The organism is Paenibacillus sp. CAU 1782, assembly GCF_054551715.1.
This window is the reverse complement of the sequence record NZ_JBTOLL010000026.1, coordinates 10,164-25,806: the sequence shown is the minus strand read 5'-3', so window position 1 is coordinate 25,806 and position 15,643 is coordinate 10,164. Positions and strand designations below refer to the sequence as shown.

Below are 15,643 nucleotides of genomic sequence, written 5' to 3'. Positions count from 1 at the left end.
TATTCTAGTCAGTCCGGGAAACGAGCAGCGTTGCATAGATGCGCTCCCGCTCCTGATTCTGCACCACTATGGTATACCACCCGGCCTTAGGCAGCTTCACCTTGAACTCGCCTTTAACCAGCTCTTCATAGGTCACTTTGGTCGCGATATATTTCATCTGTCCTTCGCGAGCCAAGCCCTGGAAGTAATAAATATCGTAGGTGCCAAGCTCGTTGATCAGCTTTTGTCCCGAGCCGGACAAAACGTTTTGGAAATGGACGACGTCAAACGTTACATTCGACGTGTTCAGTATCGCGGTTTCGGATTCGGTATCGGACAGCGGGATGCCATTGGCCGTGACGAACATGCCGTCTGCCGCTCTCACGAATACGCTTTGCACCGCATACCCTTTGTTGCCCAGCTGGTCGGTCGCCGTATAGCGTACGGTATGCCGGCCCGGCTTGGAGAGATCAAACGGCTTGTCCACGTATTGACCGCCTTCCAGCACAAGCTCGGCGATGGTTACCTCGATATCCTCCGCCGCGGACAAGTTGTCCGACAACGTGTAACCGCCAAGATCGGCTTCCGGATTAAAGCCCGCTTTGTTCTGCATAATGGCGGCTGAAGCGTTGTTCAGCTTAATGACCGGCGCTGCGTTGTCCAGTCCCGAGACCGTAAAGGCGGCCTTGCGCGTATTGCCGAGCAAATCCGAAAGCAGCAGCGTGCGTTCTCCGTTTCCGGCATAATCTATGCTGAATGCGGCAGCCGGCTTCTCGCCGATCATAACCGTATTTTCAGCTACAGCAGAAGACTTCATCGTCAGACTGACGCGAATTTGGCCTTTGGAATAAAGCTTGCCGCCGATTTCCACCAGCTCATCCTCGGTCAATTCACGTCCGTCTTCTGCGACCCGGGTCATCGTAATCTCCTCAATGTCCGGTACTTGGCCGGCCAACGTCGCGATTGGATCCGATTGGACAACCGTTTGATTGCCTGCGGCGTCCACAATCGTAAAGCGCGCTTTGCCGTTCGACGAAAGCGTAATGGCCGACTGGTTGCCCCCCGCGTTATTGGACACAACCTGATAATCCTGGGTCTGCCCCTGCTTTGGACGCACCTGCGCCACAATCAGATTGGAGGCAATCACATTTTCCAGTGTTGGTACGGCAAATCTGGTGAATTCGCCATTCCGGTTGTAGCCGTCCCCTGAGCTGTCCACGACAACAACTTCGTCCTGATGACGGATCAGCGCCTTCAGATCGGGATGGTTGTAGTGAAGCACAATATCCGCTTCTGGCGGCGTCTTGTCGATATTTTCAACGGTAGCGGTTATGGCTCCTGTAAAGCCGACCGCATCCTCGTATTCAAAAATAAATTCGCCATTTTCCGTAAACTGCTTGGTTTGCGTCGTCAGATTGGTTATGCGGAGCGGCTTGCTGGATTGCAGGCTTGCCGTCACTTTGCCGTTTGTCGGCGCAATTGTGGAATATTTGACGTTAACAATCGGCTCCGTGTCGTCGAAGTTGGAAACGACGATATGAACCACCGCCGACTTGCCGCCGTCCGTTACCAGGAAGGAGTAGCTGCCGTTGCGGTAAATTTTAAATTGCTTGTTCGGCTGCAGCGTTTCCGGAAGCTCCGGGTTGCTGTCTGTCGGAACAACCGTTTTGCCGTTGGTCAGGTCAAAAACGATAGTTTGTCCCTCGTTTTTCCCGCCGTCCTCGACCTTTGCACCGCCGCGAATCGGAATAATTTGCTCCAGGGAAGCAAGAGCATAGGCCGGCGCGTTTTGAATCGCCGTCTCAGGCGTTACGATGTCGCTGACATTGCCGTAGAAGCCCTTGAACTTGACGCGCAGACGGTCCTTCAGCGCGTTTGGATCATTGCTGTCCACCGGCACGCCGACATAATTCGTGAAGGGAAGCCACGTGCTCCAGTTGTCGCCGTCATTGTCCGAAACGGAGTAAAAATACCCCTCTTGCGCCGGCACATCAACCGCCAGCTTCAGAATAGCGGTATAGTCCCCGTTGCCTGCGTTGCTTACGGAAATCAGGACTGCGCTTCCCACAGGCGGCTCGTCGCTCAGATAAAACACGGAAAACAGTCCGTTCGTCTTGTACAACTTGCCGTTGCCAAGGCTGTCTTTGGCATACACGTACAGACGATAGTTTCCGTTGTCATTCTTGTCGTCTACGGCTAGCTTGATGACACGATCGTCGGGCGCTATTTTCCACCCTTGGCCCGTGAGATCCAGCTCCTGCTCGGCTTGCCCGTCAGTCACCTTGATCCATTGGTACAAAATATTTTCGGATGCGACTCCCGCAAAATCGACCAGCGTATCCGTTACCGCGATTTGCACCGTTTGTTCCGGCATCGGATACAGATAGCTCTGCGAGCCAAAGGTCAGGGACGGCGGCAGATGGTCAAACTGATATTCTTTGTAGTAGTAATAATAGCGATTAATATCCTTTTGCTTAACCCGTACATGGGCGTACCAAGTGCCGTTCAGCGTTTGATCGGCGGGCAAGCCGTATCGCAAAGCCGCTTCTCCCGCCAACGTCGCGGTCACTGGCTCATCCGCTATCGCATGCCACTCGCTGCCTGCAGCCGGACGCTCGGAGCTTTGACTGTACAGGTATTCGACGTTATCAATCGGCACGCCGGCAATGGTAAAGTCCGGGCCGTCATTGATCGCATAGGTTCCGGGGTAGCTCTGGAACAACGTCGTAATGACCAGCGCATCTACTTCCTGCGGAGCCGACAGGCTTGAATTGCCTGCAACGTCCGTTGCTTTGGCGTAAAGGTCGTATTTGCCGCCTTTGGTTATGACGGGGTTGTTCAGCGTAAAGATGCTGGCTTCGTCCTGAGCGTTCAGCGCCGCCTCCAGCCATCCGGAGTCGACCGGCTGCTCGCCTGCTTTCACAAACTGGTACTGGATTTTGCCATCTTTAATTTCCGACGTAGGGTCTGTTGCTTTAACGGTGACCTTCACGTTATCGGAATTGTTGTCCGCAACGCCAATGGCTTCCACCTCGGGATCGTCGTTGTCGATTTTGAGCACGCCTACATGATAGGACCAGTTGGAATCCTTTTGGCCAAAATCGCTCAGCGGCCATTGCGCGACATTGCTGTAGTCGGACAAGTTCGGCAAAATGCTGCTGCGGAAGTAGGTTTCCAGGTCCGCCGGCGTTGCATTTGGATTAGCGGCCTCATAAGCCGCGCGTTCGGCGCTTCCTTTGTCATATTGCATTCTCTGGCGCGCGGAATCCCAGCTCATATCCGCTGTCCACGTATGAAGGTACCAAATGCCGTTTTGCTGGGAGGCATCTCCCGGCAAATCCACGATTACGCCGTTTTGCGCCGCAGTCAGCACCACATCCTCAAAGCCGGTTGGATACAGCTCTTCGGAAGGCTGCTTTTGCGACAGAGAATAACGCTTTACCGCTGCAAAATTGTCATTGAGTCCGGCAAACGGATCGTCGGGGCTTTGGTTCAGCAAGTAATAAACCAATCCGGAGCCGCTGCCCGGCCGGAACAGCCCTTTGCTGCTTTGACCGTTAATGTCGGGGTCATAGGCGTTGATTGCGATAGAGCCGCTGCCGACATATTGTCCGTCAGGCACAATTTCGCCGTCCTGATCCCGGTATACAAAATTGACCAGCGGAGCCGTATTGTCGACGGACAGATTCGCCCAGCCAATCGGCTTTACCGCTTCGGTCAGCAGGTTGCCTGCGTAGTCGCGCAGCGCCTTGCCGTCGCCGGGACTTGAGACATGCTCCAGCGCAGCCGTTTCCAGCAGCATCGTCTCCGCTTGGACGCCGGCAGGCACTGTCAGCCTGAATGTCCATTCGCTCGTATTTTCACCGCTAATGTAACGGGCGGTTAATCCGTTCGTAAATTTTATCTGTGTATTTTCAGTTGGCGAGATGGCGCTGACTACTTTTTCGTTCAGGTAGACGCTGAAATCGACCTCGTCCCCTTCGTTCAGCACCAGGCCGGTGAGAATCTGCGGCTGCACGCCGTTGCGCGAAGCCGAATATTGCGGCGGGCGCGCGTCGATGATCGTACGGAAGGTGCCTCCGGGATTGGCATTATCCGCAAACGGCACTGTGCCGATGCTGCCGATGTTGGCCAATGGATTGCCCGCTCCATCAATAAAGCCTGCCGAATTAAAGCGCTCCAGCAGCGTTGGCCGATCCTCTTCCACTGGAAGCGTCAAGCGCAGCGGATCGAGCGGAATATTGCCTGTGCTGTCATTTTGAGAAGCTGTGTATCTCAGGTTGAACGAGTTGCGGGAATGGCCGTTTATAGTCAGTCCATTGACGTTGAAAGCCCCGTAACCGGGATCGTTACTTGTCAAATAATAGACGGATGGCTCAAAACCATCGCCGCCGGGATTGCTGAACAGCTCCGTCCGCATAAAGCTAAATTGATTGTTCACCCGGTCGGAAGCATCTACGGCATTGACGGGGAAAACCGGCTCGCTGAAATTAAGAGCTATGTTCAGGTAATTGCCCTGCTTCAGAAACAGCTCGTTTTTATTGACGGCCGGATCATTGTTGAAGCGGACCGTGCCGTTATGGGTAAACGTGTTGCCGGTATAAGTCGGCAGTGTAATGTCTGCAAAATAGAGCTCGATATCGTTAATCAGAATGCCTAAAAACGTACTGAAAAAATTGATTTCGATGACATCATTGGGGCCAAAGGTGATCCAGCCCGAGTTAACGTTCCTTTCGTCATAAATATCACTTGAATATTTCGACGCATTATTAACTTTCACATTAACAGTTCCGTTAGTTTTTTCGACTTTGCCCAGCCGGAGAAAAAATCTGGCTTGGCCACCTTCCGCCAGACGCTTGAGCGTTGGATTGGAGGCAACGTTGATCTTCCCTACATAGGTACTGCCCACTAATCCCAATTCCACATGTGCCGGACTGTCGCTTTTTACGCCATCCCTCTCAACCGTGGTTCCCGGCGCCTTGCCCGCAAAAATGCCAAAGCTGTTCGCTTCATCCAGCCGTACACTATTAGTCAGCGAGGTGGTATCGCCCCGATTGATGATTTTGCCTCCCCCGTTCGGGATGAAAATATCCGTATAGTCGGCAGCAGCGGATACCGGCGAAGCGGCCGGCCAGCTTACGGCTGACAGCACCAGCGTAAAAATCAACAGGTATAGTGAAGCTCTTTTGACCATTTTCCTATTTCCCATGTTTAACTATGGCTCCCCTCTGTTCAATCATTCTATGGCTTGCAGAAGCTGCGCGATATCTTCGGCGGAAACCCCGATATGGATACCTGCCATCGTGCGGAACGAGCCGGATATCAACCCGATTACCCGGCCATTTTCATTCAGAAGCGGTCCGCCCGACATTCCTCCCGATACCTGGGACGAAACAAGCAGCCTGTTCTGTCCGTTCACCGGCGCGGAAGGCGAATTGACAATGCCTTCGGAAATAATTTTCCCGTCGCGCAGCGGATAACCGATTGCCATTACGGTCCCTCCGTATGCCACTACGCCGCTCTCGACCGCGAGGCCCCTTCTTTGTCCGGCGCGCAGCGACAAAACCGCCAGATCCTTGTCCTCGTCCACCGCCGAAACCGTAATGCCGGCAATGACAGCCCCGTCGTCGAAGGTCGCTTCGAGCTTTGCGCCATCCGCTACAACGTGAGCCGCGGTTAACGCTTTGCCGCCGCCGATGAGAAAACCGGTGCCGACCGTTTTGAGCGTACCGTCCTTTCGGAACACCTTTAAATAAAAGACGGACGGTCCCGCCTCCTTGTAAACCTCCTCGGCGCCAATGCCCCCGGCTTCAATCGCTTGAGCCACCGACGGGCCTTCGGAACTATTCCATAGCAGCAGCGCAGCCGCCATGGCAAGCAGTATCAGAAGAAGCCCCTTGCTTGCCCCTGAACCGAATTTAAACGTCCCCATACAGGCCTCCCTTACTAATGTGATGTATCATATAAATTGCGGATAGCCCGCAAGTCACACCATTTCGACATACCCGCCAAAAAAAGTATAGTAAACGACAATAAACATACAATAAACAGTTTGGATAAAATGTTCGTTTTTCGTTGCCGGGCGCTGTGTTATCCATTACAATTTTCGTAGCTAATTAAAAAGGCATCCAAGAAGGGGGGGGGAACGCGATGTTATATAGGGTCTTTGGAACTATCGCAATAGCGTTCTTCGCCTTCTCCTTTATTCCGCTCTCCATGTTCCAGGACCGAGGCCAGCAGCAAAGCGGTTTTGTTGTTAAAGAAGGCGTTTTGGATTTGAAAAGCTGGGACGTTCACAAGCAGGGGCGCATCAAGCTGGATGGCGAATGGGAGTTTTATTGGAATCAGCTTCTCTCCCCGCAAAGCGAGCAGGGCAAGGCCGAGGGGAATATGCAGACGTCTTATATGAAAGTGCCTGGCGTGTGGAATGGACAGAAGGTTGACGGAAACACGCTTCCCGCACACGGTACCGCCACCTACCGGGTAATTTTGAAAAACGCGCCGGAGGATTTTGACTACGCATTGAAAAAATCCACTATCCGGTACGCAAGCACTATATATGCCAATGGAAAAAAGCTGTTCGAGGATGGTCGGCTGTCGATTAACCCCGACGAATATCGTATGGGCAACACGCCGAAAATCGGCTTTATTCCCCGTTCGATGGATGGAAATATCGAGATTATCGTCCATGTTTCAAACTTTAATTATCCTAACTCCGGCATTGCGACGCCGATCTATTTTGGGGAACTAACCACTATGTTGAGCGCGCATCAGGAAAACATTTCATTCGAGTTTGGTGCAATTGTCGTCTTGACCACTCTATCACTTATTCTATTAATTACATATGCAGGGACCGCCATTTATAAAAATAGAGATGACTCTCTGCTTCCGCTTGGCTTGCTTTGTCTGCTATTCGCCATTTACAACGGTCTGTTTAGCGAGCGGATACTTTACAGCATGTTTATGGACGGCCTTTCCTATGATGCCATGTACAAGCTAAAGGATATTTGCTCATTTCTTTGCCTGATCATGCTTGTCCTTTATCTTTATCACCTCAAAAAAAACCTGATTTCATCGACTTTTGCGATTGTAATTATATCGGCGATTGTCCTTTGCGGCCTGTTGATCGCACTGCTTCCAATTTCAACCTATATTATTGCATACCCCATTATTATTTTACTCTATTCAATCATGATTCTATCCTTTCTCGTTCAAGCCGCCTTTCGTTTTGCCAAAAGCAAGACTGGAGAGCGTCTCGGAGCACTGTTGATTTATGCAATCCTGCTCTGCTTCATGATGTATACAATTGACTTGACCATGTTTTCGGGAGCGTACAAGGAAAATATGCGTGTCGGACAAATCTATCTTGTTCTGTTCAGCATCCTGGCCCTGTTTATTGCCGTACTCCGTTTCTTTGCCGCCTATCGGACGGTCAATACGATGAAGGATCAGCTCCTGCGCCTGGACAAGCTGAAGGACGATTTCCTCTCCAGCACCTCCCACGAGCTGAAAACGCCGCTTAATGCCATCGTGAACATTACGGACAGTCTCCTGATGGGCGCCGAAGGGCAGCTTACCGATAATCAATCACGCAATCTGGCCATAGTCGTCGGAAGCGGCAGGCGCTTGACTCATCTTGTGGACGAGCTGCTGGACTATTCCAAAATGAAGCATGGCGACGTTGCGCTGTACAAAACCAACGTCAACCTGAAGGAATCCGTCGATTCCGTCATCCGTATCCATCTTTTCCTGCTTGGCGGGAAGGAGATCACTCTCGACAACAGCGTTGATGCCGCATTCCCGGCCATTCATGCGGACGGCAACCGGCTGATTCAGATTCTGCATAATCTGATCGGCAATGCGGTCAAGTTTACGGAAAGCGGCAGCGTAAAGGTCAGCGCCTCGATCGTGGGCGGCATGGCTGAAATCCGCGTGTCCGACTCCGGCTCCGGCATTGACCCGGATATGCTGGAGCGCATCTTCCTGCCCTTCGAGCAAGGCGAGCGCAACGATGTCCGCCAGAGGGGAGGAACCGGCCTTGGGCTCAGCATCACGCGAAAGCTTGTGGAGCTTCACGGCGGCATTATTGCCGCCGAAGCCGCTCCCGGGACTGGAGCTACGTTCATTTTCACGCTTCCCTTGTCGGCCGCTTCTTACAGAAGGGGGCAGACACAGCGGACGCAAGAGTCCTTGCCGCCCGCTTCCGATCCGCTTGCGCACATCGGTCGGGATTATCCGGTGTTGATACAGGGCAAGCGCAGCGAAATGATCCTGGTCATCGACGACGATCCCGCCAATTTGCAAACGATGATGAATTTGCTCAAGCTCGGCGGTTATTCCTGCGCCGTCGCAAACCGCGGCGGTTCCGGGCTTGACCTGCTGGAACGCATGCAGGGCAATATCCATTTAGCGATCGTGGACATTATGATGCCGGATATGTCCGGCTACGAGGTGCTGCAGCGAATAAGGGAACGCTACTCCCCCTCCGATCTGCCAGTGCTGATACTGACGGCTGGCAACAAAGCCAATGAGCTGAAAATGGCGCTGGAGGGCGGCGCAAACGATTTTGTCGCCAAACCCTTTCAGTCGGAGGAGCTTCTTGCGAGGGTCGGCAGCCTGACCCGGCTTAGAGCCTCCGTCCGGGAAGCCAAGGAGTCGGAAATTGCCTTTTTGCGGTCGCAGATCAATCCCCATTTTCTGCATAACGCCTTAAACGCCATAGCCGAGCTGTGTGTGGACATGCCAGAGCAGGCCGAACGCTTAACCGTGCAGCTATCCCACTATTTGCGAAGCTCCATTCTGTTCAGACAGCTGGATTCGTTGACAAGCCTGGAGAACGAGCTGGAAATGGTAGAAGCCTATGTTGGCATCGAGCAAGCCCGTTACGGCAACCGACTTGACATCCATTACCATATCGATGCCGACCCAAGCATGAGCATTCCTCCCCTTATTCTGCAGCCCCTGGTCGAAAATGCCATCCGGCATGGCCTGATGGGCAGAATCCGCGGCGGAAAGGTGACCTTGGACATCCAGACTCTGGATTCCGGCGATGTCCGGTTTTCGGTGGAGGACAACGGTGCAGGCATTGGCGGGCAAAAGTTAAAAACCCTTTTGCAGCCTGATCCCTCCCGAAACGGGGTTGCCTTAATGAACATTGCGGGCCGTCTAAGGCTTCTATACGGAAGAAATCTTCATATTGAAAGCGTTGAGGGAGAAGGAACCTTGGTATCCTTTGAAATTCCGGCGCGGCAACCGAAGCTGAATGGAGGCTAAACAATGATACGGACCATGATTGTGGATGATGAGGAATTGTCGTTGAAGCGCGTAAAAAGGTTGCTGACAGAATGCGGAGAAGCCGAGGTATGCGGAGCCTTTCAGAACCCGGTCGAAGCTTTGGCTTATGCGGAAGAAAATCATATTGACGCGGCTTTTCTGGACATATCCATGCCGCTCGTCAGCGGAATCAAGCTGGTGGGAAAATTGAGGGAAATCCAGCCAGCGATTGCGATCGTGCTGGTGACGGGATTTGACGAATACGCGGTAAAGGCTTACGACATGGATGTGCTTGATTACGTAATCAAACCAATTACCGCGGACCGTCTGAGCCGTACGCTTGTCCGGATACATAAGCATAGAGAATATATTCAGGCCGGCACATCGGCAGAGCCGCCGTCTCGGGCGGAAGACACTCCGGGTTCCGCCTTTTCTCTTCGGCTTTTCGGCGGCGTCGAAATGACGGGTGGACAATCGCAGGCTTCGCCGATCAAATTCAGATCGCCAAAGACGGAGGAGCTGCTTGCCTTTCTGGTATGCAAAAAGTCGGTAAGCCGCGAGGAGGTGGCCGATACGCTTTGGCGCGACTTAAGCCAGGACAAAGCATTGAAAAATCTGAATTCAACTCTTTATTATATCCGTCGTGCATTAGGTTCCTCCGACGCCGCATCGTTGCTGGTGACGGACCGGAACATTCTGCGGATCGATGCCGCGGGACTGGATTGCGACTTGTATCAATTCGAAAAGCTGCTGCAGCATATGCGCCAGTCTCAGGCGCCGGATGCCACCTTGTTTCAGGAGCTGGACGCCTTGTTTGCAGGCGAGTTTCTCAAAGGAAGATCATACGATTGGGCATCGGATTTGTCGCGGCGCCTTGAACAGGACTATCTGGAAATCATGGGCGCAGCCGCCCGCTACCACGCCAAAAGCGGCGACAGTCAGCGTGCGCTGCATTATTATGAGCGGATGCTGCAAATCGACGAGCTTCGGGAGGATGTGCACCGGGAAGTCATATCCCTATATGTGGGACAAGGCCGGAGCGCTGAAGCGCACCGGCAGTTTCGCCACCTGGAGCGGCTGCTTCAGAGAGAGCTTGGTTCCACACCTGACCCCCGGATTAGCAGGCTTCTCGACGGCAAGGCTTGAGGGCGGGCATCGGAGTCAACCTAAAAGGATGGATACAACAAACCTCCATACAAAAGCAACGTTAAGCTATAGGATGCATGGAATGCCCTATGTTTTAATTGGTGTGTCTCAACTACTTATTATCCCCATTCAAACCGCCGCTGCCGTGCTCCGGCTTGCGGGCGGACGATCGGAAAGGATGAATTATAAACATGGACAACCAATTGCCGCTGGGGCTTCTTCCCGCTATGGGCTGGAATTCCTGGAACACCTTTACCTGGGACATCAACGAAGAGCTGATTCGGAATGTTGCGGATGTTTTTGAAAGAGAGGGCTACAAGGAAGCAGGCTATGAATACATCGTCATCGACGATTGCTGGAGCTTGAAGGAACGCGACGCTGAGGGCAATCTTGTAGTCGATCCCGTAAAATTCCCCAGCGGAATGAAAGCGCTTGCCGATTACATTCATGCAAAAGGGTTAAAGTTCGGGATGTATTCCTGCGTCGGCACTCATACCTGCGCCGGTCATCCCGGCAGCTTCGAGCATGAGTTTCAGGACGCCAAGCTTTTTGCAGAGTGGGGCGTTGATTATTTAAAGTATGATTATTGCTTTAAGCCGAGAAACATTTCGGGGGAACTGCTTTACAAACGGATGAGCATTGCGCTCAAAAATTCCGGCAGAGACATCCTGTTCTCCGCATGCAATTGGGGCTTCGACAATACGTATCAATGGATACGGGCATCCGGCGCTCATATGTACAGATCGACGGAGGATATTCGGGATAACTGGGATACGGTCAAAAGCCTCGCCCTCTCCCAGCTCGACAAGGAATGTTATACGGGACCCTTCTGCCACAACGATATGGATATGCTTGTTGTCGGCATGTATGGAGGCAGCAATGACGCTTTTATCGGCAAAATCGGCGGTCTCAGCGACACTCAGTACAAAACCCATTTTTCCTTGTGGTGCATCATGGGTTCCCCGTTAATGATCGGCTGCGATATCCGTTCGGCCAATGAGGTTACCAAAAAGATTTTGCTAAATCCCGACCTGATCGCCATTAATCAGGACATGGAAGGCCGGGGCGCTTACCGCATCCAGCCGGAGCCGCAATGGTTCCACACCGATGAAATCTTTATGCTGGTAAAAACGCTGACGAACGGCGATCTGGCAATCGGCTTCTTTAACTTAAGCGACAGCCAGCGCGAAGTTCCTATGCTGTTCTGGGATATGGGACTTCCTTACGCTTCCGGCTTCTCCTTATCCATGTACGATTGCTGGGAGCATAAAGAGTTAGGCGTGTTCAAAGAACGCTTCGCCCCAACGGTTCCTGCACATGACTGCGTCATTGTACGAGCAAAGCTGGTTAAATAAATGAGCTCCGCAAGAACCTGCCTCACTTGCGGCGTTCCGTTAGTGTCGGACGATGTAGCGATTTATTTGAAGCTAATTTCCCGAGTCGACCAGAAATTTGTATGTATCGACTGCTTGGGCGAAAGGCTGAAATGCGGACGCGAAACCATTGAGAAATTAATCGCCTACTACAGACAGTCGGGAAAATGTTTTCTGTTTCGTTAATGGGTGTATGCAAAAATCCGCAAGGAGCAGATGTGGCCCCTGAACGGAGTTGCATAGACACCTTAGCTTTTTTGGTCTATGAGATCGGCATCCTATACATCTTTGGATTTATAGTCCGAAGGCGTATAGGATGTCGTTTTTTTAAATACCTTCGAAAAATAAAGCTGGTCCCGGTAACCGACCGAGCAAGATACCGTTTTGATGGATAAATCGGTGGACTGAAGCAGCTTGCAGGCATTGTCAATTCTGCAGACGGTCAAGTAGCCCGACACCGACATGCCCGTCCGCTCCTTGAACAGGCGAAACAAATAACTCCGCTCTATATTCACTACGGCAACAATATCGGCAACTGTTAATTCCGGCTTCCAGTAGTTGTTTTGGATATATTCCTTGGCGATGCTTGCATAGTCCGGCGCAGAGATCATTTTCGCTTTTGGAAAATATTCCATGTACAAGGTGAGCAGCAGCTGCACCTGCGCGGAGGAGCGCAGCTTTTCATAGGGCTGCATATCGCCGTGCCAGGCCGTAAAAAAATAGGGCTCCAGCTTTGACGGCGCTTTCGGTACAACAGGCCTCTCCGCCGAAATATCGATCATAGAAAGCAAGGACAGCACCTCATTGCCCCTGAATTCCACCCAGACATATTCCCAGGGATCCTGCCGATCGGGATAATAATAGACCTCGCGCTGCGGATAAATCATAAAGCTTTCGCCTGCTTGCAACAAAAACCTGGAGCCGTTGGTTTCCAAAATGCCTTTTCCGCTGACGATATAGTGCAGGGCATAGATATCCCTCACACCGGGTCCCCATTTATGCAAATTGGGGGGCTTATGCCCGCCGAAAACATAAGTCAGCCTCTCATCGAAAGAAGCGTAACCGGAATCGGGCTTTTTCACATTTCTCACTCTTTTCCATCCCTCATGTTGGTGCCTGCTTCTTTCACTATGGCACACCCCTTAACGATTGACAAGATAACTACGTTTACGGCGGTATCCCGATTGAATGTGAAAAAGGGACTTCCCGCGCTCATCTAACGATGACTTTGGGAGCCCCTTACGAACGTGATGGCTGATCAGCGCCATCTTGCCTTGTCGCCTTTTTACTTGTTGATGAGATCGGATTGAGTTAACAAACGTTGGATCATAACGGCAGCCTCAGCACGCGTCAAATCGTCCTTTGGCGCAAGCCTGTCGCGGCTTTTGCCTTGAATAAGGCCTGCCTGCAACGTTAGCGCGACCCCTTCTTTCGCCCAGTCCGAAATTTCCTTTCCATCTGCAAATCCCTCTAGAGCGGCTTCCGCATCAGCGGCGGAAAAAGCCGACTTCAGGCCGGTTATGGACATGGCTTTGGCCAATACCATCACGGCTTGTTCTCTTGTGATGTTTTGATCGGGTCTAAAGGACCCGTCGCCATAACCCTTAAGCAGATCGAAGGACACGGCTGCATGAATGTATCCGTTATGCCAGTTGGACTCGCTAACATCGCTGAAGGAAGCTGCGAACTCTTGGTTCACCCTCAAGCCCAGTCCTTTGACCAGAATTTCCGCGAATTCAGCTCGCGTCACTTCTCTTTCGGGTTGAAACGCGCCGTTGCCGGCACCGCCGAATACCATGCGCGATCCCATATCGTTTACCGAGATTTGCGCCCAATGACCGGCTACATCGGCGAAGACAATGGGGTTCCATACGATAGCGTACGTGCTGTTGGTCAAACTGTTGATAACAGCGGAGTACTGGTTATCCTTAATGGAGACCCGGGTCGGCACATGGCGCACGGTTCCGTCCGCTTCCACTACGATGCCCGTCGTAATCTTACTGGAATCGGCGCCTGCAGGAAGGTTAATCGTGCGTTCAACATAGACATTAAAGCCCGTAATTTCATGCGTCTTCCCGCCGTATACAGCGTATAGGGAAAATTCAATTGGCGGCGCGGCAATGGTAAAGGAACCATTGCGAGCTGCATTCTCCACTCTGGCTAAGGCGTCTGGCGAAACCTTTGCTATTTCGATCCTGAATGCAATGTCCTCCAGAGCGACGCCGCTGTCAAATGCCTCGGCAATATCGTTCAGAGGGATTTGACCTGTCGGCAGCCGATAGGAGGAATCTTCTGTCCTTAGCTCGATTGTCGCTTGTTTCAATTGCATGCTACGGATCAATTCGCCGTCAAATTGTCCGATTACGGCATCGCTTGCCGATTTCACCGGCAAAACAATGGAGGGACGATCGCCTTCCGATTCCAGACGTTTCTGTAATTCAGCACGGTCTGCAACAATTCGGATAAAGCTTCTCCCGTTCTCAAAGCCATAGGAAGCGCGGCCGATATTTTCCGACTTGCCATTCACGATTACCTCAACGCCAGCAGTACTGCTGGAGCTGTTTCCAGAGCTGAAAGCCCATGGAATAATGGCGTTGGAACGCTCCGATGCCGCACTATTTCCAGCCTCGTTAACCGCAATAACCCTGAAGGTGTAGCTGGTGCCATTGGACAGGCCTGTTACGGTAATCGGACTTGCCGCGCCGCTGGCAATAACCTCATCACCGGAACCCGACACAACCAAATATTCCGTAATCGGGCTTCTTCCGCCATCTAGCGGAGACGTAAACGTAATGACAGCTTGACCATTGCCTGCGACTGCCCTTACATTTAGCGGCTGGGATGGAGGCTCCGGAAGCGTTACGAATAGTGTATTAAGACTGGAGACGCCATTAATGCTCTGAATGGCATAATAAGTTAAGCCATTATTGAGTCCCTGGTACCTCCATACGCCATTCCCCTGGTCAACAGGCTCAATCGCTATTGGTGTATGGTTGCTGTCAAAAAGCGCAAGGCTTGCGCCTTCAAGCACATTGGAGATGTCCACATACCGGACTCCGCCGCTGGCTGAAGGCGTTCGGAGAGATACGTCAGCAAATGTGGAGTTATCGCTTTCCTCGTAACCTACCGTCTGGGTGACATAAAAACCCAATCGATTCGGCACTACATTTTCAAACGTATAGGTGGAGCCCACTGCATTCGGGATAGTACGGAGCAAGGTTTGATCCGTCAAATACAGCTTGAGCGTCGCTCCCGCTTCAAAACCGCTCACCACAAGTTGTTCCTCGCCGCCCGATACGGTCGGAGCCGCAGGAATAACGGGATTAACCGCTACAAAAGTGGAGTTCAAGCTGGTGATGCCGTTAATGCTTTGAATGGCATAATAGCTCTTTCTTGTCTGTAGACCCGCGAATCTCCTTGTGTCGTCATTCAGCGTCTGGGGGTTCGATGAAATCAGGTTATCATCGCTGTCATACAATTCCACCTGAGCGCCTTGTATGACATTGGACACGTCCACGTAGTCTTCGCCAGCGACTGCAACCGGCGCCCGCAGAGAAACCGACGTAAAGGCCGAGTTGACGCTTTCCTCCGACCCAACGGTCTGGGTAACGAAAAAGCCCAGGCTGTTCGGCACCACATTCGCAAATGTATAGGAGGAATCCGTTACTCCGGCCGCCGTGTCAACCGGCGTTCCGTTCCATAGATAAAGCTTCAGCGTGGCCCCTGATGTAAAGTTGCTCACCTGGATACTTTCTTCTCCCCCAATCGTTGTTGGGGCGTCCGGAATGTCAGGCAGCGCCGTTACTACACTAGAACCCAGGCTGTTCACATTATTTATGCTTTGAACAGCGTAATACTCCGCTCGCGGCGTC

Annotated in this window: 7 protein-coding genes; 3 read left to right on the top strand and 4 right to left on the bottom strand. The window is 52.1% G+C overall.

Going from position 1 to position 15,643, the window contains the following annotated elements; all coding sequences use genetic code 11:
• Positions 1–4: 4 nt before the first annotated feature.
• Together ACX93W_RS26080 and ACX93W_RS26075 are read right to left on the bottom strand one after the other, a co-directional pair.
• Complete coding sequence (locus ACX93W_RS26080; RefSeq protein ID WP_459395292.1) at positions 5–5,188, bottom strand: hypothetical protein; 5,184 nt, start codon at positions 5,186–5,188, stop codon at positions 5–7.
• A gap of 27 nt (positions 5,189–5,215) precedes the next feature.
• On the bottom strand, positions 5,216–5,911 hold the full coding sequence (locus ACX93W_RS26075) for a S1 family peptidase (protein ID WP_459395291.1): 696 nt from the start codon (positions 5,909–5,911) through the stop codon (positions 5,216–5,218).
• A gap of 218 nt (positions 5,912–6,129) precedes the next feature.
• Between ACX93W_RS26075 and ACX93W_RS26070 the strand changes: the two genes are divergently transcribed.
• The 3 genes from ACX93W_RS26070 (at position 6,130) to ACX93W_RS26060 (ending at position 11,753) form a co-directional block, all read left to right on the top strand.
• The gene (locus ACX93W_RS26070) at positions 6,130–9,252 is read left to right on the top strand and encodes an ATP-binding protein (protein ID WP_459395290.1); all 3,123 of its coding nucleotides are present in this window, start codon (positions 6,130–6,132) and stop codon (positions 9,250–9,252) included.
• 3 nt (positions 9,253–9,255) lie between these two features.
• Positions 9,256–10,398 carry a response regulator gene (locus tag ACX93W_RS26065; RefSeq protein ID WP_459395289.1) on the top strand — a complete coding sequence of 381 codons (1,143 nt, stop codon included), beginning with the start codon at positions 9,256–9,258 and terminating at the stop codon, positions 10,396–10,398.
• A 191-nt stretch (positions 10,399–10,589) separates the two neighbouring features.
• The gene (locus ACX93W_RS26060; RefSeq protein ID WP_459395288.1) at positions 10,590–11,753 is read left to right on the top strand and encodes a glycoside hydrolase family 27 protein; all 1,164 of its coding nucleotides are present in this window, start codon (positions 10,590–10,592) and stop codon (positions 11,751–11,753) included.
• Between the two features lie 296 nt (positions 11,754–12,049).
• On the opposite strand, the gene ACX93W_RS26055 is transcribed toward ACX93W_RS26060, so the two are convergent.
• The gene (locus tag ACX93W_RS26055; protein ID WP_459395287.1) at positions 12,050–12,862 is read right to left on the bottom strand and encodes an AraC family transcriptional regulator; all 813 of its coding nucleotides are present in this window, start codon (positions 12,860–12,862) and stop codon (positions 12,050–12,052) included.
• Positions 12,863–13,056: 194 nt separating this feature from the next.
• Positions 13,057–15,643: S-layer homology domain-containing protein (locus ACX93W_RS26050; RefSeq protein WP_459395286.1), on the bottom strand; the 2,587-nt coding region annotated here is incomplete at its 5' end.